This is a genomic window from Streptosporangium jomthongense (genome assembly GCF_042650425.1).
In the GTDB taxonomy this organism is placed as follows: Bacteria; Actinomycetota; Actinomycetes; order Streptosporangiales; family Streptosporangiaceae; genus Streptosporangium.
Genome location: NZ_JBHSBC010000044.1, coordinates 13443 through 34048, shown reverse-complemented (window position 1 = coordinate 34048; position 20606 = coordinate 13443). Strand labels below are relative to the sequence as shown.

Annotated in this window: 22 protein-coding genes; 9 read left to right on the top strand and 13 right to left on the bottom strand. The window is 70.1% G+C overall.

Features of this window, described 5'->3' with window-relative positions; translation table 11 throughout:
• Nucleotides 1–1058 (top strand): tetratricopeptide repeat protein (locus ACFOYY_RS34325; RefSeq protein WP_386195295.1); only part of this gene is annotated, 1058 nt, incomplete at its 5' end.
• 9 nt (nucleotides 1059–1067) lie between these two features.
• Here ACFOYY_RS34325 and ACFOYY_RS34320 read toward each other — a convergent pair.
• Nucleotides 1068–1979, bottom strand: a complete 912-nt coding sequence (locus tag ACFOYY_RS34320) for a 4-epi-cubebol synthase (protein WP_352016441.1) — start codon at nucleotides 1977–1979, stop codon at nucleotides 1068–1070.
• Between the two features lie 133 nt (nucleotides 1980–2112).
• Complete coding sequence (locus ACFOYY_RS34315; protein WP_352016442.1) at nucleotides 2113–2514, bottom strand: ankyrin repeat domain-containing protein; 402 nt, start codon at nucleotides 2512–2514, stop codon at nucleotides 2113–2115.
• Nucleotides 2515–2618: 104 nt separating this feature from the next.
• Between ACFOYY_RS34315 and ACFOYY_RS34310 the strand changes: the two genes are divergently transcribed.
• Both ACFOYY_RS34310 and ACFOYY_RS34305 read left to right on the top strand, forming a co-directional pair.
• A complete protein-coding gene (locus ACFOYY_RS34310; protein WP_352016476.1) occupies nucleotides 2619–3527 on the top strand; it encodes a proteasome assembly chaperone family protein in 909 nt (302 codons plus the stop codon).
• 23 nt (nucleotides 3528–3550) lie between these two features.
• On the top strand, nucleotides 3551–4600 hold the full coding sequence (locus tag ACFOYY_RS34305) for a Gfo/Idh/MocA family oxidoreductase (protein WP_362911674.1): 1050 nt from the start codon (nucleotides 3551–3553) through the stop codon (nucleotides 4598–4600).
• On the opposite strand, the gene ACFOYY_RS34300 is transcribed toward ACFOYY_RS34305, so the two are convergent.
• The 3 genes from ACFOYY_RS34300 to ACFOYY_RS34290 form a co-directional block, all read right to left on the bottom strand.
• Nucleotides 4597–5394 (bottom strand): tyrosine-protein phosphatase, encoded by a 798-nt coding sequence (locus tag ACFOYY_RS34300; protein WP_362784872.1) that lies wholly within the window; start codon nucleotides 5392–5394, stop codon nucleotides 4597–4599. The two genes, ACFOYY_RS34305 and ACFOYY_RS34300, sit on opposite strands and share 4 nt — an antisense overlap.
• Nucleotides 5395–5516: 122 nt before the next feature.
• Nucleotides 5517–8105, bottom strand: a complete 2589-nt coding sequence (locus ACFOYY_RS34295; protein WP_386195293.1) for a tetratricopeptide repeat protein — start codon at nucleotides 8103–8105, stop codon at nucleotides 5517–5519.
• Nucleotides 8106–8330: 225 nt separating this feature from the next.
• The gene (locus ACFOYY_RS34290; RefSeq protein ID WP_362911676.1) at nucleotides 8331–10430 is read right to left on the bottom strand and encodes a M6 family metalloprotease domain-containing protein; all 2100 of its coding nucleotides are present in this window, start codon (nucleotides 10428–10430) and stop codon (nucleotides 8331–8333) included.
• Nucleotides 10431–10598: 168 nt separating this feature from the next.
• Between ACFOYY_RS34290 and ACFOYY_RS34285 the strand changes: the two genes are divergently transcribed.
• The 3 genes from ACFOYY_RS34285 (at nucleotide 10599) to ACFOYY_RS34275 (ending at nucleotide 12468) form a co-directional block, all read left to right on the top strand.
• A complete protein-coding gene (locus tag ACFOYY_RS34285; RefSeq protein ID WP_386195291.1) occupies nucleotides 10599–11669 on the top strand; it encodes an amidohydrolase family protein in 1071 nt (356 codons plus the stop codon).
• A 74-nt stretch (nucleotides 11670–11743) separates the two neighbouring features.
• Nucleotides 11744–12142 carry a YbaB/EbfC family nucleoid-associated protein gene (locus ACFOYY_RS34280; protein ID WP_362784864.1) on the top strand — a complete coding sequence of 133 codons (399 nt, stop codon included), beginning with the start codon at nucleotides 11744–11746 and terminating at the stop codon, nucleotides 12140–12142.
• Complete coding sequence (locus ACFOYY_RS34275; RefSeq protein WP_352016450.1) at nucleotides 12139–12468, top strand: hypothetical protein; 330 nt, start codon at nucleotides 12139–12141, stop codon at nucleotides 12466–12468. The genes ACFOYY_RS34280 and ACFOYY_RS34275 overlap by 4 nt, the downstream gene beginning before the upstream one ends.
• 38 nt (nucleotides 12469–12506) lie before the next feature.
• Here the strand turns inward: ACFOYY_RS34275 and ACFOYY_RS34270 are convergent, their stop codons facing one another.
• The 3 genes from ACFOYY_RS34270 to ACFOYY_RS34260 form a co-directional block, all read right to left on the bottom strand.
• A complete protein-coding gene (locus tag ACFOYY_RS34270; protein ID WP_352016451.1) occupies nucleotides 12507–13067 on the bottom strand; it encodes a type VII secretion system-associated protein in 561 nt (186 codons plus the stop codon).
• 14 nt (nucleotides 13068–13081) lie between these two features.
• Nucleotides 13082–14149: a scabin-related ADP-ribosyltransferase gene (locus ACFOYY_RS34265; RefSeq protein WP_352016452.1), complete on the bottom strand. Its 1068-nt coding sequence runs from the start codon at nucleotides 14147–14149 to the stop codon at nucleotides 13082–13084.
• A gap of 168 nt (nucleotides 14150–14317) precedes the next feature.
• Entirely contained in the window at nucleotides 14318–14734 is a 417-nt protein-coding gene (locus ACFOYY_RS34260) for a MarR family winged helix-turn-helix transcriptional regulator (protein WP_352016453.1), read from the bottom strand.
• A 122-nt stretch (nucleotides 14735–14856) separates the two neighbouring features.
• Here ACFOYY_RS34260 and ACFOYY_RS34255 point away from each other — a divergent pair, with 122 nt between their 5' ends.
• Together ACFOYY_RS34255 and ACFOYY_RS34250 are read left to right on the top strand one after the other, a co-directional pair.
• Nucleotides 14857–16611 carry an ABC transporter ATP-binding protein gene (locus ACFOYY_RS34255; RefSeq protein WP_352016454.1) on the top strand — a complete coding sequence of 585 codons (1755 nt, stop codon included), beginning with the start codon at nucleotides 14857–14859 and terminating at the stop codon, nucleotides 16609–16611.
• Between the two features lie 107 nt (nucleotides 16612–16718).
• A complete protein-coding gene (locus tag ACFOYY_RS34250) occupies nucleotides 16719–17072 on the top strand; it encodes a PRC-barrel domain containing protein (RefSeq protein WP_362911681.1) in 354 nt (117 codons plus the stop codon).
• A gap of 59 nt (nucleotides 17073–17131) precedes the next feature.
• Here ACFOYY_RS34250 and ACFOYY_RS34245 read toward each other — a convergent pair whose 3' ends face one another.
• Nucleotides 17132–17359: a DUF397 domain-containing protein gene (locus tag ACFOYY_RS34245; RefSeq protein WP_386195289.1), complete on the bottom strand. Its 228-nt coding sequence runs from the start codon at nucleotides 17357–17359 to the stop codon at nucleotides 17132–17134.
• A gap of 22 nt (nucleotides 17360–17381) precedes the next feature.
• Nucleotides 17382–18239, bottom strand: a complete 858-nt coding sequence (locus ACFOYY_RS34240) for a helix-turn-helix domain-containing protein (protein WP_362784847.1) — start codon at nucleotides 18237–18239, stop codon at nucleotides 17382–17384.
• A 253-nt stretch (nucleotides 18240–18492) separates the two neighbouring features.
• On the opposite strand from ACFOYY_RS34240, the gene ACFOYY_RS34235 reads away from it, so the two are divergent.
• Entirely contained in the window at nucleotides 18493–18741 is a 249-nt protein-coding gene (locus ACFOYY_RS34235) for a hypothetical protein (RefSeq protein ID WP_386195287.1), read from the top strand.
• Between the two features lie 4 nt (nucleotides 18742–18745).
• Here the strand turns inward: ACFOYY_RS34235 and ACFOYY_RS34230 are convergent, their stop codons facing one another.
• The 3 genes from ACFOYY_RS34230 to ACFOYY_RS34220 all read right to left on the bottom strand — a co-directional run bounded on the left by ACFOYY_RS34230 (nucleotide 18746) and on the right by ACFOYY_RS34220 (nucleotide 20603).
• Nucleotides 18746–19474: a PIG-L family deacetylase gene (locus ACFOYY_RS34230; protein ID WP_362784842.1), complete on the bottom strand. Its 729-nt coding sequence runs from the start codon at nucleotides 19472–19474 to the stop codon at nucleotides 18746–18748.
• Between the two features lie 101 nt (nucleotides 19475–19575).
• Entirely contained in the window at nucleotides 19576–20208 is a 633-nt protein-coding gene (locus ACFOYY_RS34225) for an SRPBCC family protein (RefSeq protein WP_386195285.1), read from the bottom strand.
• Nucleotides 20205–20603, bottom strand: coding sequence for an ArsR/SmtB family transcription factor (locus ACFOYY_RS34220; RefSeq protein ID WP_352016463.1), 399 nt, complete (start codon nucleotides 20601–20603; stop codon nucleotides 20205–20207). The genes ACFOYY_RS34225 and ACFOYY_RS34220 overlap by 4 nt, the downstream gene beginning before the upstream one ends.
• Nucleotides 20604–20606 lie beyond the last annotated feature (3 nt).

Genomic DNA, 20606 nt, shown 5'->3' with positions numbered 1-20606 from the left:
GCATCAGGGAACGGCACCGCGACTACTACCTGCAGCTGGCCTACCGGAGCGAGGAGGCCTGGTCGGGTCCCCGTCAGGTCTACTGGCACGTCCGGATGCGTCACGAGCACGACAACATCAGGGTCGCCCTCGACTACTGCCTGAACACCCCGGGTCAGGTGCTCTCCGGGCTGAAGCTGCTGTCGTCGCTGTGGTTCATGTGGGTGGCCTGCGGGCTGGCGCGCGAGGGCAGGCTCTACCTTGAGAAGACCCTGGAGCTCTCGCCCGAGCCGAGTCCCGAGCGTTGCAAGGCGTTGTGGGTGCTCTCCTACATCCACAGCGCCCAGGGCGACATCACCGGCGCCATCGCGGCGGCCGAACAGTGCAGCGCGGACGCGGTGCGCGTCGGCGACTCGGGCGCGGTGATCCTGGCCACCAAGATGCTCGGCACGGCCGCCTTCCTCCAGAACGACCTGCACAAGGCCAGCGCGCTGCTCGGCGTCGCCATCGAGTTCCACAAGAGCGGCCGGGAGCTGAACCCCGGTCTGCTGCCCTCGATCGTCGAGCTGTCGATGGTGCTGCTCATGCAGGGTGACCCCGGCGAGGCCGAGACGCTGCTGCGCGACTGCATCACCGTGTGCACCCAGCGCGGTGAGCTGTGGCTGCGTTCCTACGCCATCTACGCGCTGGCCAGCGTCCACCAGGCGATGGGCCAGACCACCGAGGCCATGACGAACGCGCGTGAGGCGCTGCGTCTCAAGCGTTACTTCCACGACGTCCTGGGCATCGGCCTGGCGATCGAGGTGGTCGCCAGGCAGGCGCTTGAGGCCGGTCAGCCGGAGCTGGCCTCGCGCCTGATGGGCGGTGGCCAGGCGAACTGGCGCACGTTCGGGATGCCCCAGCTCGGTTCGCCCTTCTTCAACGCCGAGCACGACCGCTGCGTCAAGGAGTGCAAGAGCCTGCTGGGTGAGCAGGAGCACGAGAAGGCCTTCGCCGCGGGCAAGAAGCTGGGTCTGGAGGAGCTGATCGAGCTCGCACTCGGAGAGCAGGAGAGCGACGACCGGCTCCCCCAGGACTGAGCGCTCGGTTCACTCCTCGGCGATCCGCTGCCGCCAGGCCATCGTGTAGCGGGAACTGGTCAGTGAGTAGTCGACGCTTCCGCTGATCCAGAACTCCAGGCCGCGCACGTACGCGTGCACCGCCTCCGAGCCGAGTGCCTCCAGCGTGGGGCGCCGCTCGATCATGTCGGTTATGGCCTTGTTGCGCATCATGCCGATCCGCTCCATCGCGGCCTGCCTGGAGACCCCGCCGTGTACGGCCAGCACGTTCACCAGGTTGTTCCTGGCGTTGCCGCTCTCGCTCTCCTTGGCGTAGGAGATGAGGTCGTTGTCCCACACGACGACGTCGTTGGCGCTCTCGGTGATCGCGCGCACGGCGGGGTGCCGCCACTCGGCGGGGGTCAGGCGATGGCCCGCGGCGATGTCGATCAGGGCGAAGACCGTGAGCATGGCACCGGTCCTGCGCCGCATGAACAGGTAGTCCTCGATGGAGGGGACCACCTCGTCCTCACGGTTGGCCGCCTCCCAGACCTGCGCGAAGAGGTAGTCCTTCGTGACGGAGCACCAGCGGTCGAGCTGGTCGCCGTCGGCGTGCGCGGAGATCCTGTTCTTGATCTCCAGCAGCATCCTGGCGAATCTGTCGTCGACCTCGTATCCACCGTCCAGTCCTTCGAGGACGGCGTAGAACTGGGGCAGCGCGCGGGCTATCTCGGCGGCTCTGCGGTCGGACTCGCAGAAGGCGTCGTCGAAGGCGAACAGCCACACGCACCAGTCGGTCACCAGGCGGAGCAGGTCGTGCTCCGCGTAGGGGTAGGTCCGGCCACCCAGCCAGCCGTACCTCGCCTGTCTGTAGCGCTCGACCGTTTCGGCGTCCTTGAGCATTCCCGAGGCGATGAGCCAGTCCAGGGTCTCCCGGTCGACTCTCTCGACGTGGGGACTCACCTCACTCGGGAAGGGGCAGGGCAGCGGGGGGATGTGCAGACGCCGATCGGACTGAGGTGTAGTAGTAGTTCCCACCTGTCAAGGATCCCCGAACGCCACATGATTTCAATATGTCGCCATATAGGAGACATCACTAATCAGGGTAACGTTCGAACCATTTCAGATACTGCTCGTGGCCGAACATCCGGGCGGTCTCCCGCGCGGACGGGGTCCCCTGGTCCGGATCGGCGCCCGCGTCCAGAAGCGCCTTGATCACCTCGGGCTCCTTCTTGAAGACCGCTCCGGACAGCGGGGTCTGGCCCCGGTCGTTCGCCCGGCCGGGATCGGCGCCGAGGGCGGTCAGCGCCCTGACGGTCTCGGCGTGGCCGTGGTAGGCGGCGAGCATCACCAGGGTGTCGCCCCTGTCGTTGGTCAGGTTGGCCGGCACCCCGGCCTCGACGTACGCGCGGAGTCTGTCGGTCTCACCAGCCCTGGCCAGGTCGAACAGGCGGGTGGCGAACTCCTCCAGCTCAGGGTCGGACTGCATGGGAACCATTCTGCCCCGGTAGGGTTCCCAGTGATCGCCGGGGTGCGTGGAATTCACCGGACGGCCCAGGGGTTCATGCTGTGGAGAGACGACCGACGAAAGGCTGGGAGACGGTGTTCGACCCGACGGATCTCTACCGGCTCAGCGGAGAGATCCCTGAACTGACCGATCCGGTGCTTCTCTACCACTTCGACGGGTTCGTAGACGCGGGCGGCGCCGGACGGCTCGCCCTCGGTCACCTGCTGGGCGAGCTTGAGCACCGCGTCGTGGCCACGTTCGACGTGGACCGCCTGCTCGACTACCGGTCCCGGCGCCCGATCATGACCTTCGACACCGACCGCTGGGTGTCCGTGGAGAGCCACGAGCTCGCCCTGCACCTGGTCCACGACACGACGGGAACCCCGTTCCTGCTGCTCACCGGCCCCGAGCCGGACCGCGAGTGGGAGCTGTTCACCGAGGCCGTCGGCACGCTCGTCACCAGGCTCGGCATCGGCAGGCTGGTGACCCTGCACGGCATCCCGATGGCCGTGCCGCACACCCGTCCGCTCGGGATCACCGGCCACGCCAGCCGTCCCGAGCTGGTCTCCGGCCACAACAGCGCCTTCGGCAGGGTCCAGGTCCCCGGGAGCGCGGCCGCGCTGGTGGAGTTCCGGCTCGGCGCCCGGGGGCACGACACCCTGGGTTACGCCGTGCACGTCCCGCACTACCTCGCCCAGGCGGAGTACCCCGCGGCGGCCCTGACGGCGCTGGAGGCGGTCACCAGGAGCACCGGCCTGGTGTTCCCGCTGGACGGCCTGCGTGAGGCGGCGGCCAGGACCGACAGCGAGATCGCCGAGCAGATCAGCGCCTCCGAGGAGCTCTCGACGGCCATCACCGGCCTGGAGCAGCAGTACGACGCCTTCGCGGCGGGCGCGCAGCGCGAGAACCTGATGGCCGAGTCCTCCGAGATGCCGACCGGCGACGAGCTCGCCGCCCAGTTCGAGGCCTTCCTCGCCGAGCGTGACGAGCAGCGCGGTGACTGACCGGGCCCGGCGGGTGCCCGGCGATGGGTGAGACGGTGCCCGCCCTGCGCGTCGGTCTCGCCGGGTACGGCGTCGCCGGGGCGCTCTTCCACGCCCCGCTGATCGCCGCGACCCCCGGCCTGAGCCTGTCCGCCGTGGTGACACGCTCTCCGGAACGGGCCGCCGAGGTCGCCAGGAAGTACGGCGCGCGGGCGGTCGGCGACGCCGAGGAGCTGTGGGGCGTCTGCGACCTGGTGGTGGTCGCCTCCCCCAACCGCACCCACGTCCCGCTGGCCGAGGCGGCGCTGCGCGCGGGGGTGCCGGTCGTGGTCGACAAGCCGCTGGCGGCGACCGCGGCGCAGGCCCGGGGGCTGGCGGAGCTGGCGCGTGAGCGCGGCCTGATGCTGACCGTGTTCCAGAACCGGCGCTGGGACGGCGACTTCCTGACGATCCGGCGGCTGCTGTCGTCGGGGGAGCTCGGCACGGTGAACCGCCTGGAGTCCCGGTTCGAGCGGTGGCGGCCCGTGCCGAAGGGCGGCTGGCGTGAGTCGGGCGGCGCCGAGGAGGTGGGTGGCCTGCTGTACGACCTCGGCAGCCATCTGGTGGACCAGGCGCTGAGCCTGCTCGGCCCGGTGACGCGTGTCTACGCCGAGTCCGACGCCCGGCGGCCCGGGGTCGCCGCCGACGACGACACCTTCGTCGCGCTGACGCACCTCTCGGGCGCCCGCTCCCATCTGTGGATGAGCGCGCTCTCGCCCATGCCCGGCCCGCGCTTCCTGGTCGCGGGCTCACGGGCCGGATACTCCAAGCACGGTCTCGACGTGCAGGAGGAACGGCTGCGCGCCGGGCTCTCCCCGAGCGTCCCCGGCTTCGGCGACGAGCCGCCGCAGCGGTGGGGCACGATGGGGGCCGGTGACGACCTCCATCCGGTCCGCACCGAACCCGGCGCCTATCTCGACTTCTACCGTGGCGTCGTGGCGAGCCTGCGCGAGGGGGCGCCCGCGCCGGTCGACCCCGAGGAGGCGATCGAGACCCTCACCGTCCTTGAGGCCGCCCGCCGCTCGGCCACGGAGGGCCTGGTCGTCGGGCTCTAGTCCCGCAGGCGTGCGCGCAGGGCTCCGGTGTCGTCCTCGTTCCATCCCTGGGCGCCCAGCCAGGTCAGCGGGCCGCCGAACCGGTTGTCGAGCACGTCGAGGAACTGCTGGATGTACTCCGCGCGCGGCCGGTGGTCGGAGTCCGGACGGGAGTCGAGGTCGGCACGGTAGGTGGGGCTGGAACGCAGGCGCGCCAGGATGTGGTCGATGCGGTCGCCGGTGGCGACGTAGTCGGCGACGATCGCCTCCCGGGTGACCCCGGCGACCTCAAGGGCGAGGGCGGTGACCACGCCGGTGCGGTCCTTGCCCGCCGCGCAGTGCACGATGGCGGCGCCGTCGTCGTGGGCCAGGGCCCGCAGCGCGGCCACGACCGAGTCGGGGCGCTCGCGAAGGTAGCCGTAGTAGTAGCCGGTCACCCGCAGTTCGGCGAGGGTGTCCTCGTCCATCTCCTGCCAGGGAAGCACCCGGTCCGCGTCGATCCTGTCGGCGTCGACGTCGGTGTTCACGCCGCCCTCGGCGAAGAGGGTGAGATGGTGGATGCTCACCTCGGGGAAGCGGGTGAGCGGTCCAGGGCCCTCCAGGGTCACCTCGGCCACCGAGCGCAGGTCGACGACGTGGCGAAGTCCGAGGTCGCCGACGAGCAGGCCGAGGTCGCGTTCCGTCAGCGCCTGCAGGTTGTCCGACCGGTACACCCGGCCGAAGCGTGTGGTCCCGCCGTCCTTCGTCGCGAGCCCGCCGAGGTCGCGCACGTTGACGGCACCGTCAAGATGAATCCATCGCGTCAGTTCGTTCATCACTGCTGAGCTTATACGTCAAGGTATGACCAAGCAGTGAACGTCTGGGGCAGATTGCCGCAAATGACAACCCCCATTGGGTGATGTCCTTTCCCGGGATACCGTCGCGCCGAATACCGCCCTCAGGAGGTCGCCTGCCCCAGGCACTCCTGCGCCCTGCGGAGGAGTTCGAGCACCCGGCCCACACCCCCCTGGTTGCCGAGGCTGCGGTAGATGTCCTGGGCCTGTTCGAGCAGGGGCAGGGCCGCCTCGCAGTCGCCCGCCTCCAGGTGCGTCTCGCCGAGGTAGCGCAGGCTCCTGGCCATCCACCAGCGGTCGCCCAGTTCCTCGAACTGCCGTACGGCCCGCGTCAGCGCCTGCTGCGCCTCCCCGGTACGGCCCAGCCTGCCGTGGGCGCGTCCCGCGGAAAGCTCGGCCCTGGCCACGCCCCAGGAGTCGCCGAGCGCGGTCAGCATCTCGGCGGCCCGCCGTACGTAGATCAGCTCGCGCAGTCCGTTGGCCGGGTTGCCCACCTCGCCGGCCGCGCGCAGGCACCTGGCCTCCTCCCACAGCTCTCCGCGCAGCCGGAACATCTCCGCGGCCCGGTCCAGGCTGAACCCGGCCCGGGTGAAGTTCTCCCCTGCGGCCTTGGCCTCTCCCTGGCTCTCCAGCGCCCGCGCGGTCGCGCCGAGCACCTCGCCGTAGACACGCAGGGTCTGCGCCTCCGAGTAGCGGTTACGGTCGTGCTGGAAGACCGCCAGGGCGTCCTCAAGCGGCTCTGCGGCCTCCTCCGGCCTGCGCTGGGCGAGTCTGAGCTCGGCCAGGTTGCGCTGGCTCCTGGCCGTCCACCAGCGGTCGTCCTCCGCCTTGAACGCGGCGATCGCCTCGTTCAGGTAGCCCTGGGCCCGGTCGAGGTTGCCGTCGTTGAACAGGGTCATGCCGACCGAGCGCATCGCCCGCGCCGCCCACCACGACTCCCCCAGCTCGGTGAAGATGTCCAGTGCCCTCTCGGCGTCCTGCCTGGCGCTGTCGCGGCCGCCCTGCCCGCCGGCGACCGCGGCCCGGTCCAGCAGCGCGATGCCCAGGGCCCGCCGGTCGTCCAGCCGGGTCGCGGCCTCGCAGACGATCTCGGCGACCGCGCGCCAGTCGGACCAGTAGGCCCGCAGCGAGTGGCACAGCGAGCAGAAGGCACGGCCCAGGCTCCAGGCCAGCTCCCACATCTCCAGGCTCTTCGCCTGGTGGATCATGGCGACCAGGGTGCGGCGCTCGGCGTTGAGCCAGTCGGCGGCCGAGGCCTGGGTCAGCTCACCCGAGACGGCCAGGTCCGCCCGCCTGCCGCTGCGGCCCCAGTCCTGCGGCCACCGGGCCACCGCGGCGCCCTCGGCCCGGCGTCGGTAACCGGACAGCACCCGTTCGATGGCCGCCCTTCTCTGCGCGTCGTCGTCGCGGGCGAAGGTCACCTCGCGGGCGAAGATCCGGACCAGGTCGTGCAGGCGGTAGCGCATCGCGCCGGAGAAGTCGACGCCTGCGGAGTCGGCGAGCTGGGCGTCGATGAGCGCCTCAAGCTGGTCGGCCCCCTCAAGCTCCGAGGCCGCCAGCAGCTCTCCGGGCACCCAGCCGGGCACGTCGGGGGCGGTGAGCAGGCTGAGCATGCGCAGCAGGCGGCGCTGGATGCCGGTGCAGTCGTCGTAGCTGAGCTGGAGCGAGGCCCGCACGCTCCGGTCCTGCCCGCCGCGCAGTTCGAGCTGGTCCAGGCGGCGCCGTTCGTCCCTGAGGCGGTCGGCCAGCTGGCGCAGGGTCCAGTTCTCCCGGGTGGCCAGGCGCCCGCCGCAGATGCTGATGGCCAGCGGGAGGTGGTCGCACATCCGTACGATCTCGTCGGCCGCCTCAAGGTCGGCGGCGACCCGCTCGCCTCCGGCCAGCCTGGCCAGCAGTTCGACGCCCTGCGCCGAGCTGAACACCGACAGCTGTTTGTCGTAGGCGTTGAGCAGGAACAGCGGGTTCCTGGAGGTGACCATGACCACGCATCCGGGGTCGGCCGGGATCAGGTCCCTGACCTGGCTCGCCTCCTGGGCGTTGTCCAGGCCGATCAGGATGCGCTTGCCCTTGGTCCAGGTCAGCCAGAGTCTGCGCAGCTCGGTCAGGCCCCCGGGGTCGGTGGTCAGCCGCACGCCCAGCGCGCGCAGGAAGCCGATCAGCACCTCCTCCGGGCGGACCGGCGCCTCGATCGTGCCGCGCAGGTCGGCGTGGAGCCTCCCGTCGGGGAAGCGGTCGGCGACCTCCTGGCCGAACCTGGCGATGAGCGCGGACTTGCCTACCCCGCCTCTGCCGTACACCGAGATGACCAGCGGCGCGAGGGGCTCGGTGCGGGAGCGGTCGCGGTGGCGTTCGGTGAACACCCGGCGCAGTTCGGCCAGTGACTCCACGCGCCCGGTGAAGTGCGCCGGCCTCGGCGGCCACTGGTCGGGCGGGCGCCAGAACGCCCCGTCGTCCGTGACGGTCTCCTCCCGGCGCGGTCTTGAGGTCGCCCAGGCGATCGCCCCGGCCAGCATGCCGGAGACCATGACGATCGCGGCCCTCCACCACGGTGAGAGGGAGACCACGTCCGGCAGCGCCGTCAGGACGCTGGCGCCGGTGGCGGCGATCGCCAGCGCCGCCGGGGCCGCCAGCGGTATCCGTCGCCTCGGCGAGGCGGTGTCACGACGAGCAGGCACCTTCGGCGGACCGGGCATTCACACCCTCCGGAGAGAAGCACACCACGGCGCGGCCCCCCGACTCAGCCGACGCGTCGTCTCTGCCTCGATTCAACCAGACACCCGGCGGACGGGGGCGCCCACCGAGGGACTGATCATCCGATAGAGCGATATCTCGGAAAATTGATGATTTATCGCTGTGTAGCGGAACACAGAGGCCTCCTCGCGAGAGCCCTCTCGCGAGGAGGCCGTGGGGTGGTCAGGTCACAGGCCGACCACGTGACAGGTCGCCCTGGCGGTCTTGGACGGGTCGCTCTCCGAGGTCGCGGTCAGCGTGACCTTGGCCAGGCGCGAGCCGCCCGAGGCCCGCTGGGCGTTGACGGCCACGAGGGTCCGATCGCCGAAGCCGGCGGTCGCGAGCTGGTTGGGCAGCGTGGCCGTCCAGCCCCTGCCCTCGACGCTCGCCGACAGGCGGTAGACGTCCTCACCGAGGTAGGCGCTCACGTCCTCGGGGTGGCTCCCCTGGGCGGGAGCCTTCCTGCCGGTGTTGAACAGCGGGAAGCGGCAGGTGGACAGTCCCCGGTCCGTGGGCAGCCCGGCCGCGGGCAGCAGCCGTACCCCGCGCTTCTGGGGACCGGCGCCGTCCAGGGAGCGGATCGCCACCGTGTAGGACAGGACGCCCTTGCGGTCGCGCTCCACGTCGAGGACGTAGAAGTGGAGCCGGTTGGCCTGGTCCACGTACTCGAACTCGGAGCCCGAGTCGCTGCCCGCGTGGAACAGGGCGTCCGACAGCTGACGGTAGTCGCCGATCGTGATGGGTACGGCGGTGCCGTCCGGCAGGACGTAGTCGGTCATCCCGATGTCCTGCGGGTTGGCGTCCACGACCCACTCGAAGGGCGCGCTGTCCACGTTCTTGGTCTTGGCCAGCAGCACACCCGAGTCGGGGGTGAAGGAGTCGGCGCCCATCCGGTCGACGACCTCGACGGTGTAGTTGTCGTAGCCGCCGCCGTCGCAGAACGGGTCCTTCGTGACGTCGCAGGCGGGGCTCCGGTCTCCGGTGCCGAAGGCGATGTTGACGCCGGACAGGTCACGCGGCCCGGGCTGTACGGCTCGCGCGGTCACCCTGGCCACGACGAGACCCGACTGGGCCAGGGCGTCGCGGGACAGGCGCAGCACGTTCCGCTCGTCGACCATCTCCAGCTTGATCTTGTTGCGGAGCATGTGCTGGGCGCCCATGGAGCCACCCGAGGTCGGCGGGATCAGCCAGCGGCTGTGCGGTCCGCCGGGGCCGTTGAAGCTGCCCCGGCTGAGCATCTCCCAGACACCGGTGTAGGCGCGGCGCGGCGGCACCCCGAACGGGTTGTTGTAGTTGTCGCCGATGCCGAGGATGTGGCTGAACTCGTGGGCGTAGACGCCCTGCCCGGAGCTCTCCGCCTGGGTCGAGGAGCCGCCTCCGGCGTTGGGCCAGATGGAGGAGGCCGACGCCCAGGAGGTCCAGTCCACGTAGCGGGTCCTCGCCCAGTTGGGCAGCGCGGCGTCGGGCGGGCCGAAGTCGTCGGTCACCGCCTCCTTGGTCGGGAACTTGATCGACCCGAACTCCTGCCAGGTGGCCGACTCGTCCTGACCGGCGCTCAGGTAGAAGACGAAGTCGAAGCCCGCGGGGACATCCTGTCCCTCGGCCGAGGTCCAGGCGGCCCGCCCGTCGGTCCTGATGTTCTTGTTGCAGGTCGCCCCGGCCGGGCAGCCGGTGCCGCTCTGGAACTCCATGCCGTACTCGTACGACTTGCCGGGCATCTCGTACGGGCCGAATGCGGTCAGGTCGACGCCGTAGCGCCCGCCGGAGTCCTCCATCCAGTATTCGTGAATGGTGTGTCCCCGGTTGAGCTGGTTCGGGGTGTTGAGGAAGTCCTTGTAGAACTGGGCGACCTTGTCACGCGGGACGTCGTGGGCCTCGGCGCTGGGGTTCCTGAAGACGGTCGAGCCCTTGGGCTGGGTGACCACGAACGGCTGGTTGGCGTAGTCGAGCAGGACGAGCGCGCCGCGGAAGGTCCGCTTCGAGCCCTTGACCGAGGGGTCGGCCCACTTGGTCCCCGGCGGCTTGCGGTAGTCGGCCCACGTCATGTGGTCCGGGTTCTTCCAGTTCTGCGGGTCGATGGGCGGCGGTCCGGTGGGCCTGCCGCGCAGCGCGGCGGCACCGTCGGGTTCGTCCTGCTGCCACGGCTGGGTCTGGGGCCACTGGTCGAGGCGCCATGGGTGCTCAGGGTCGGGCGACGGATCGGCGGAGGCGGGGGCCGCGGCGAGTCCGATCGGGAGCAGCACGACGGCCGCGATCAACGCTTTCAGTAACCTGGGGGGACGAGTCACGACAAATGACGCTATAGATCGCTTTCGCGCCGATCAATCGACTTCTGTAGGAAGGTCGTCTGTCAGGTGTAGGAAGATAATCTCCCACACTTCGTCGGCGCGGCCGTTTGAGATCATCAGGTCGCTAGACTTAATCTCTCTTAAAGGGACAAACACCCAGGAGTGCCTATGCCCACGCCCGCCGGCCACGTCGCCGGTGCGCGTGCGCTTCCGGCGGTCGCCATCCACACCGCGCCACTCGTCCTGCCGCTCTGCCGGCCTCCCGTGGAGGACGGCGCCGTCGTGGTCAGGGGAAACCGTGTGCTGCGAGCCGGACCGCGCGGAGAGATCGAGAGCGCCTTCCCCGGCGTCGCCCCCACCCGCTGGCCGGGCATGATCGTCCCCGGTCTGGTCGACGCCCATCTCAGACTCGACCGCGCCTACGGCCCCGCCTTCGCCCACGGCGTCACTGCGGTCGCCGGTGTCGCGAACGACCTGGACTCCGCCTCCGCCTTCGGCGCGACCGGCATGGGCGGCATCACCTACCTGGAGACACACTGCCCGGACGAGGGCACCTGGGAGCGTGAGGGACGCGACCGGCTGATCACCGCCATCCGCGAGGTCGACCACCCGGGGACCGTCGGCATCGCCGCCCACTCCCCCGACCCGGTCGTCATGGAGGACCTGGCCATCCTGTCGCGGACGTTCGGCCTGCGCCTGCACATCGAGCTCGGCCGCCATCCGCTGATCTTCCTCGACGAGGTCGGGGCGCTGGGACCCGGCTGCCATGTCGCGATCTCCATGCCGCTCGACGAGGCCGACCGCAAACTCCTGCGGGTCAGGGGTACGGCGGTGGCCATCTCCTCCCCCTTCGCCGCCGAGGGACTGCTCGGCGGCGACGAGGCGATCGCCTTCGGCACCAGGACCGGCGGTGACCCGCTGACCCTGGCCAGGGCGCTGCTGCGCGAGGCCCCCCTGGCACGCCGGGAGGAGCTGGCCCGGATCCTCGTCGAGGCGGCGACCACGGGTGGGGCCAGGGCGCTCGGCATGGCCAACGGCCCGCACCGCATCGGTTGCCTCGACCAGGGGAGCCGCGCCGACTTCTCCGTCTTCGCGGTCGAGGCGAGCGCCCGCACGGCCTACACCGCCCTGCTCGGTCAGGGGGCGGGCCGCTGCGTGGCCACCTTCGTCGGCGGCCGTCCCCGCTGGCGTCTCACCGAGGGGACGGAAGGCGCGGAGACCACGAGACGCCTGGCCTGATCCCGGGTCCGGGGCGTGCGCCCGCGTAGGCTTCCCGGTGTCAGGCTTCTCCTCCCCTACCGAGAGCGATCAACGTGCACCAGAACGGGAAGCGCTTCGACGACATGCTTGCGGAGAGCATCCGGTCCCTCTCCTCGCCGGAGAACCGGGGGGACCCGCTTCAGGGCAGTGGCCGGGCGGCGGACGGCCAGGTGAGCGTCCTGGTCGGCCCCGACGGGCGGCTGGCCGCGCTGAACCTCAATCCGCGGGTCATGCGGATGGCCTCCGAGGACCTCGCGCGGGAGATCCTCACCGCGGTGAACGCGGCCCTCGACGACCTCCGCGCGAACATTCCCGGCCTGGACCCCGCGGCGATCCCGGACCCCGGAAGGCTCGCCGAGAGCCTTGAGGGCGTTCACGCCGATGTGACGCGCCGCCTGGACGAGTTCGCCTCGGGGATCGAGTCCACCGTACGGCGCCTGGAGGAGCGATGACCGCGGACCACGGGGTGGACGTCTCGCACGCGGACCTCCGGAGTACGGGCACGGGGCTCTCCGGCACCGGCACGAGCCAGTTGGAGGAGGTCCGGGCCCTGCGCGCCTACCTTGAGGGAGAGGGCGACCCCTGGGGGGAGGACATGATGGGCAGCATGGTCGGCGCGGCCTATCACGCGGTGACCCGGCACGCGCTGGAGGTCTACGAGTCGCTGGCGGAGCGTCACGTGACGACGGGCGACGGCGCCGAGTTCATGGCCGTGAGCTACCGCTCGGCGGAGCAGCGGAGCGAGGAGGAGGTCGACCGGATCACGCGGGCCGTCTGAACGCCTCCTGAACGCCGCGGCCGCCAGCCCGGGAGGCGTCAGCGACGCAGGTCGGCGGGGGGCAGTATCACGCCGGCCGGCCCCGAGGGATTGATCGCGACACCGACGTCCACCGGCAGCAGCGCGACCAGGTCGCCGCCGCGGATCGGCTGCCAGCCCGTCGCGCCCTCCGGGAACTCGCCGGGCAGGTGGGTGTGGGCCGTGTAGGCGAACACCGCCCGGCCCTCACCCGTGTCGAACACCGGAACGCCTCCGTCGGGACCGGCGGCCACGATCACCTCGGCCTCCCTGAGCAGGGGGACGATCCTCTCCCCCGTCTCGTAGCCGGTCGCGCTGAGCTGGACGGCCGCGTCCAGGGGGTCGGACGGCTCGGGATAGCCGAGCGCCACCGGAGAGGGCCGGTAGTTCGGGTTGTGGCGGAACTCCCCGGTGATCTCACCCCGCTCGTCGGCCCGCCACGCGCCGACGACACCGTACGGCGGCACCTCGCCGCCGGGATCGAAGAAGGGGTCGATCGCGTACAGCCACGTCCCGGGACTGCGCCGCGCCTGGGCCCTCAGCTCGTCGGTGAGCGGCGGGGGCGGCGGGACATCGTTCACTCAAATCCTCCTGATCATGCCTGAGAGTAGCCGGGATAGGGATCGAAGTGGGGATTGGGGATGAAGTTCTCCGGCGTCTTCGGCACCCCTTCCGGCCAGGCGCCGGAGACGTAGCGCCGGTGCACGCCGCCGGGAAAGGCGATCTCCTGCTCGTGGTGCAGGCGGGCGCTGCCCGTGGAGAAGGTGCGGTTGGCGTCGATCCCGCCGGGGGCGTCCACCTCGTAGGTGTAACGGCGGGGCAGGACGTTGTCGATGTCCCGGCGCGTGCTGGTCCCCACGAAGGCGGAGTCGGCCCCTCTGTGCACGTAGTCGTCCAGGTCGGTCATGGACGGGTCCCGGGGGTGGAATCCCTGCTCGAACACCTCCTCCGGTGACCTGTTGTCGGCCCGGTAGAGCGGCTCGCGATCCCTGCGCCATATCGGATAGGGGGTGATCTTCTTGACGTCGACGCTCTTGTCGGCCGCGGCCTCCAGGTAGTTGTCCGGGCCGCGTGGAGGCGTGGGCGGACGCTGCGGGCGCTTCGGCGGCAGGGGCGGCACGGCCCCTGCCCGCTCGGCCGGCTTCCGCAGGAGCGTGGAGGCCCGTTTGAAGAGGCGGAGCGCGCTCCGTTCAAGCAGTTCGACCACTTTACGGATGATCTGCCGTACGGCCAGGCGGGCGCCGCCCACGAGGGCGGGCACGGCCGTCAGGGAGACCCCGGCCGTGGGCCCCGAGGCCGCGGCGAGCCGGTACAGGTTCTGCGCGAGCCGTACGGCGACGGCGATCAGCGACACCTTCGTGGCGAGCACGGCCATGGCGGAGATCTGCTGGGCGGAGCCGATGAGCATGGCGGCGGCGATCGCGTCGCCGGACCGGTCCGAGGTGTCCCGCCAGTCCTGGTCGAACGCCTCGATGTCGTCGCCGTCGTTGCGGAACGTGGTCCGGGCGACGTACGCGTCGGCGGCCGAGGAGTTACGGCTCGTCGTCGTCGCGAACGCGATCCACCGCTGTCCGGACGCGTAGAGCCTGTCCTCGTCGGCCACCGGCCAGGACCCGACAAGGTTGAGGACGGCGGCGAGTTCGGGCGGCGGTTGCAGTGCCACGGTGATCTACGAACCCGGCGACCGGCACACGTCGCTGACATGCCGCATGAGATCGGCCTCCTCGCCGAACGCCTTTTCTCGACTCCCACCGATCCGGCGACGGCGGTTCCTGGCCGCGGGACGGACGATTTCCTTGATCCTATCCGGTGACGACACCGGACCACGGCCTCAGGCCGGACGGCTCTCCACCAGGCTCAGCAGCTCCCTGAGCTGCTCCTGCTGCTCAGGGGTGAGGACCGAGAACAACTCCTCCGCCGCCTGCCTGCGCGCCTCGCGGACCTGCTCGTGACGGACCCTGCCCTCCGGTGTGAGCGTCAGGAGAGTCGATCTGCGGTTGGCCGGATCGACCTCGCGCCGCACCAGGCCCATCTCCTCAAGCGCGTCCACGACCGGGGTCACCGAGCGCGGCACGATCTTGAGTGTGTCGGCGAGCTGCACCATCCTGAGCGGCGGCTCGGCCTCGGCGATCACCCACAGCGCCCGCACCTGTCCCGGTGTCAGGCCCAGCGGGCCGAACCGCGCGCCGTACCCCCGGCGCAGCCGACGGCCGACTCCTCGCAGCAGTTCGGCCAGTTCCGTCTCCACCCCATGAACTTATCTCATTGTCCCCGATGGTGAATATGAGCTAACCTCTGTTTGAGTCAACATCAGAAAGAGGTTGCATGCCCGAACGAACCAAAGACCCCCTTTCCACCGAAGAACCCGACATGGCCGACGAACCCCGCGCGCCGCTGCGGCGCATCGTCACCCTGTTCCGCCCCTACCGGGGCCGCCTGGCCGTGGTCGGCGCCCTCATCGCCCTGTCCTCGGTCGTCTCGCTCGCCTCACCGTTCATGCTGCGCGAGGTGCTCGACGACGCCATCCCCAACCACAGGACCGGTCTGCTGGTGCTGCTGGTGCTCGGCATGATCACGGTCGCCGTCGCCACCAGCGTCCTCGACGTCGTACAGACCCTGATGTCGAACACCGTCGGCCAGCGCGTCATGCACGACCTGCGCACCGGCGTCTACGCGCACCTGCAGCGCATGTCCCTGGCCTTCTTCACCAGGACCCGCACCGGCGAGGTGCAGTCGCGCATCGCCAACGACATCGGCGGCATGCAGTCGGTGGTCACCTCGACCACCGCCTCGATCGTCTCCAACCTGACCACCGTGATCGCGACGATCATCGCCATGGTCGCGCTCGACTGGCGGCTGACCCTCGTCTCGCTCCTGCTGATGCCGGTCTTCGTGTGGATCAGCCGCAAGGTCGGCCGGGAGCGCAGGAAGATCTCCTCGGAGCGGCAGCGCAAACTGGCCGCCCTCTCCTCGATGGTCCAGGAGTCGCTGTCGGTCAGCGGCATCCTGCTCGGCCGCACGATGGGCCAGTCCCCCGAGCTGACCGGCCGGTTCACCACCGCCTCCGACGAACTGGCCACCCTGGGGGTCCGCTCCAGCATGGCCGGGCGCTGGCGGCAGTCGACCATCCAGATCGTCCTGTCGGCGATGCCCGCGGTGATCTACCTGGCCGCCGGGCTGGCCTCGACGGTCTCCATCGGCACGGTCGTCGCCTTCACCACCCTGCAGATGAGCCTGTTCCGGCCCGCCGTTTCACTGCTGCGGCTCGGCGTGGACGTGCAGAGCTCCCTGGCGCTGTTCGGCCGTGTCTTCGAGTATCTCGACCTGCCCGTGGACATCACCCCCGGGACCGGGACGCTGAAGGACGTGCGCGGCGAGGTGCGCTTCGAGCACGTGGACTTCTCCTACGCCGCCCCCGGCTCCGGCGCCGAGGTCACCCCGACGTTGTCGGACGTGGACATCACCGTACCCGCGGGCACGACCCTGGCCGTGGTCGGCGAGACCGGCTCGGGCAAGACGACGCTGAGCTACCTGCCGCCCCGGCTGTACGACGTGACCGGCGGCAGGGTGACCGTGGACGGCGTGGACGTGCGGGAACTGAGCTTCGAGACGCTGGCCGAGGTCGTCGGCGTGGTCTCCCAGGAGACCTACCTCTTCCACTCCTCGATCGCCGACAACCTCCGCTTCGCCAAGCCGTCGGCGACCGACGAGGAACTGGCCGAGGCGGCGCGCGCCGCCCGCATCCACGACCACATCATGTCACTGCCCGACGGCTACGAGACGGTCGTCGGCGAGCGCGGCCACCGCTTCTCCGGGGGCGAGAAGCAGCGCCTGGCCATCGCCCGCACGCTGCTGCGCGACCCGCCCGTGCTGATCCTCGACGAGGCGACCAGCGCCCTGGACACCCGCACCGAGCGCGCCGTCCAGGAGGCCCTGGACGCCCTGTCGCGGGGCCGTACGACGATCACCATCGCCCACCGCCTTTCGACCGTCCGCGACGCGGACCAGATCGTGGTCCTCGACCACGGACGCGTCGCCGAGCGGGGCACCCACGAGGAACTGCTGGCCGCCGGCGGCCACTACGCCGCCCTCGTACGGCGTGACGCCGCCCTGACGCCCGCCTGATCGGCCTCATCGGCCTGATCGGAAAACGCTCTCCGAGCCCGTTTATCCCGGTCATCGCGGGTAGCCCTGTCTCCTGCGCAACCCATGATCGGTGAGGAGGGGCGGACATGACCGTCGAGAGCCTGTGGACCTACCGTGCCGGTGTCTTCGAGGACGAGAGCCTGAGTGTGATCGGCTTCGACGTCGAGGCCGTCGACGGGGTGATCGGCACCGTCGACGAGGAGAGCAACGTGGCCGGGGACAGCTTCGTGGTCGTGGACGTCGGCTTCTGGAGCTTCGGCAGGAGGGTCCTGCTGCCCGCCGCCGCCGTCACCCGGATCGACCCGCACGCCCGCAGCGTCCACCTCGCCCTCACCAAGGAGGAGATCGAGGGGGCGCCGGAGTTCGACGAGAACACCTACCGGGCGCCCGCGTACCGCACCCGTCTCGACGACCACTACGGCCGCCTGCCCGTCGCCTGAACCGTCACGAGAGGGCCGTCCCAGCCAGGACGGCCCGTCTTCGTTCCAGGCGGGAAGTCCTAGGCGGGGAAGTCGAACTCGCCGTCCTTGACGCCGCCGATGAACGCCTCCCACTCACCCCGCGAGTAGACGATCACCTCACCATCGGGCCGATGACTGTGCCGCACGGCCACCCGCTCGCTCCCATCCAGCAACGGCCCCGCCTCGACACAGCTCCCGCCCAAGTTCTCGCTGCTCTTCGTACTGATGTGCCAGGCCACCCGGGCCAGGTCCTCAGCATCGGACATGTCTTACCTTCTTTCCGCTCGCTCACCGTGATAGCTCCTCCGCTATCGCGATGATGAATTCAACTGATTTCTCGGGGCTGAGCGTGAGCTTCAGTGTCTCCTCATACATCTTCACAAAGCTCTCGCTATCCGGTGACTCTACGTAGATCGCCCCCTTCGGGGTTTCGACATAGCCAACCCCAGGAAATCCATCTCCCAGGGTGAAAATCCGAAACGCTCCTGCGGCGGAGGCGTGCACTCCCACGCTAAACGGCAGGACGCGAATCTCCACGTTCGGCCTGGCCGCCTGGTCGGCGAGGTGACAGAGTTGTTCCGCCTGGCATTCCCTGCCGCCGACCTCACGGCGCAGCACCGCCTCGTCGATGATCGACATGACGCGCGGCGGGTTGTCTCCGTCGAGGATCTTCTGACGCCCCATGCGGAACCTGACCCAGCGGTCGATCTGGGCTTCGTCCGCGTCGTCCCCGACCGTCGAGATCACCACCCGTGCGTATCTCGGGGTCTGGAACAGGCCGGGCAGGGTCATGCCGTCGAAGCCCCGGATCTCACGCGACCGGGACTCCAGCCAGACGAAGTCGACCAATGACCCGGTCACCTCTCCGGCATAGCCGTCCCACCAGCCCTTCTTCCAGACCTCCTGGCTGAGCCTGATGAACTCCTCACGACGCCTGGGGTCGGCGACGCCGTACAGGTCGAGGAGGGCGAGCAGGTCGGGGCGGCGGATGGGGTAGCCGCCCGTCTCGAAACGACTGACGGTCGCGGGGTCGCGCTGCAGGTATTCGGCGGCGTCCTTGAGAATCAGGCCATTGGCCTCACGTAGCTCCCGCAGTTGCTGGCCGAGCCATTGGGAACGCAACGTGACCCATTTCGCGGCAGCCATAACCCACCTTTCCGGGCATATTCACGCAACACAAGGGGCTTTCCAAACAAAGATGCTGGACAACTTGTCGAGCGATCCCTGTGCGTGCAACTATACACACGGTAATGGCAAGGTCACGCTGAATACATCACCGGGAAGCTCTCCGTCAGTCGAACGGGCTCACGGCAGAGCGAAGAAAAGGGAAAGGCCGGGACGGGCTCTGCTTGAAGGGCAGCCCGTCCCGGCCTCCGACGTCGAAAGGAAGCACTCCGCGATGGAGCACTTCACTGGTTCCGACCCCTCGATTGTCCCCCACTCCCCCGCCGGGGACGTCGGTTTCGGAGTACGCGCGTTCGCACTGGTCCAGGAGATCGACGAAGGAGCGACCGAGGTGATCGCCTACGGTCTCCAACTGCCGTGCGGTACGGCGGCCACCGTCGGCGTCGTGCAGGGTTACGGCAGGTGGCGAAGCGCCGACAGCGCCGCCAGGCGCCTGGGCTCCGACCTCGTCTGGCTGACCTGAGCCGTCAGTCCGCCGACAGGGCGCTCTCCCGGGGACCGTCGTAGGACAGGCGGCGGTACCACTCGTTGTTCAGGCCGAGCGCCAGCATGTCGTCGGGCAGGGACAGGAGCATGGTCAGCGACCCGCCCCGCTTGACCTCGGAGTCGTGCGCGCGCATGGCCGCCAGCTTGCGTTCGGCCCACGGCCCGACGTCGAGGCGGGTGGTGATCTCCTCGTCGGGAACGCCCGGCAACGTCTGGCCCGGTTCGGGGGGCGTGCCGAACACCGCCTGCCACTGCGCGATCACGACGGAGCGCGGGAGGGTCGCCAGGTAGAGGGCGCGGGGCCGCCACGGCGTACCCGCGTCCCGGTAGAGCTGGTCGTACCCCGCCGCCTCGACCGCGGCCACGGTCACCCGGTGCGCGTGGACGTGCTCGGGGTGACCGTAGGCGCCGTATCCGTCGTAGGTGATCACGATGTCGGGCCTGAACTCCCTGATGTGCTCGACGACCCGCCCCACGGCCTCGTCGAACGGCGCCTGGCGGAAGCGCGGGGTGCCGTTCGCCAGGCCCGTGTAGCCCAGCAGCCTCGGCTTTCCCGCGCCGAGGATCTCCAGGGAGCGTTCGAGCTCCTCGACCCTCTGGGGCGCGTCCGCCCCGGTGCACGTGACGACGGCGGTCGTGGCGCCCTCGTCGGCGTATCTCGCCAGGGTCCCCCCGGTCCAGATCGCCTCGTCGTCCGGATGCGCGTGCACGCACAACAACCTGAGCCCCACCGTGTATCCCCCCACTGTGAACGATCAGTAGCCGCTCATCGTAACGGGAGCTTTCGGACCAGAGGGTTATAACGGATATTTCACTGCGGGGGCGCGTAGAAGGCGGTGGTACGGCTCTCGGCCGCCCGCGCCTCGGCCTCGTCGGTGCCCGCCGCGACGCTCGCCTCGCGCCACCCCTGGCTGCTGAGCTCGATGAACCGCCTGCCCTCCTCGGAGATCGTCCACGCCACACCCTCCCCCGGGTCGACGGCCTGCCCGGACGACAGGTGCAGGGCCAGGCCGACGAACGCCAGGTCCCAGCCGACACCGACCGCCCCGGGACCGAACTCGGCCCAGCGCTCGTCGTCGACGTGCGCGATGTGCTCCAGGGTGAAGCGCGTCCGGCCGTCGGACTCGGCGTCGAGACTGACCTCGATCCAGCTCATCCCCCCGCCGAACTCCCAGGTCGCGGTGAAGCCATTGGGCGGGTCACACGTCTCGATCACGCCGCCCGCGTTGCCTTCGAGCTGGTAGCGGCCCTTCAGCCGCAGGTCGCCCGAGACGGGCATGAACCACCGGGGGATGCGCTCGGGGTTGGTGCAGGCGTCCCAGACGTCCTCGACGGAGGCGTCGTAGGTCTGGCTGATGACGGTGACCCGGGCCTCGCCCTCGTCGAGCACCCGGGTGCCGACGCGACGCCGTACGGCGTTGATCTGGTGGGTCGTCTCGATCATGAACTGCTCCTGTCGTCGGGAGCCGGGGACTCCGGCTCCGCCGGGTTCGCGGGAGGCTCCTGTCCGGCCAGGCGCCGCTCGCGCCTGCCCCGGGCCAGTTCGGTGGCCAGGGCGTCCAGGCGCGGAGCCCAGAAGGCGCGGAAACGGCCGAGCCAGGCGTCCAGGTCCCGCAGGGGTTCGTGCCGCACGGTGTAGAAGCGGCGGGTCCCCTCGGGACGCACGTCCGCGAAGCCGCTGTCCCGCAGCACCCTGAGGTGCTGGGAGACGGCGGGCTGTGAGATCTCGAATTCCCGCTGGATGACCGCGCACACCGCACCCGAGGTCATCTCGCCGTCGGCGAGCAGCTCCAGGATCCTGCGGCGCACCGGGTCGCCCAGCACATCGAACGCGTGCACGAG

Coding starts and splice junctions, on each gene's coding strand:
- ACFOYY_RS34305 (WP_362911674.1), top strand. CDS start 3,551: ATGGGTGAGACGGTGCCCGCCCTGCGCGTCGGTCTCGCCGGGTACGGC.
- ACFOYY_RS34275 (WP_352016450.1), top strand. CDS start 12,139: ATGACCGCGGACCACGGGGTGGACGTCTCGCACGCGGACCTCCGGAGT.
- ACFOYY_RS34295 (WP_386195293.1), bottom strand. CDS start 8,105: ATGCCCGGTCCGCCGAAGGTGCCTGCTCGTCGTGACACCGCCTCGCCG.
- ACFOYY_RS34250 (WP_362911681.1), top strand. CDS start 16,719: ATGACCGTCGAGAGCCTGTGGACCTACCGTGCCGGTGTCTTCGAGGAC.
- ACFOYY_RS34240 (WP_362784847.1), bottom strand. CDS start 18,239: ATGGCTGCCGCGAAATGGGTCACGTTGCGTTCCCAATGGCTCGGCCAG.
- ACFOYY_RS34245 (WP_386195289.1), bottom strand. CDS start 17,359: ATGTCCGATGCTGAGGACCTGGCCCGGGTGGCCTGGCACATCAGTACG.
- ACFOYY_RS34225 (WP_386195285.1), bottom strand. CDS start 20,208: ATGATCGAGACGACCCACCAGATCAACGCCGTACGGCGTCGCGTCGGC.
- ACFOYY_RS34285 (WP_386195291.1), top strand. CDS start 10,599: ATGCCCACGCCCGCCGGCCACGTCGCCGGTGCGCGTGCGCTTCCGGCG.
- ACFOYY_RS34300 (WP_362784872.1), bottom strand. CDS start 5,394: ATGAACGAACTGACGCGATGGATTCATCTTGACGGTGCCGTCAACGTG.
- ACFOYY_RS34315 (WP_352016442.1), bottom strand. CDS start 2,514: ATGGTTCCCATGCAGTCCGACCCTGAGCTGGAGGAGTTCGCCACCCGC.
- ACFOYY_RS34255 (WP_352016454.1), top strand. CDS start 14,857: ATGGCCGACGAACCCCGCGCGCCGCTGCGGCGCATCGTCACCCTGTTC.
- ACFOYY_RS34235 (WP_386195287.1), top strand. CDS start 18,493: ATGGAGCACTTCACTGGTTCCGACCCCTCGATTGTCCCCCACTCCCCC.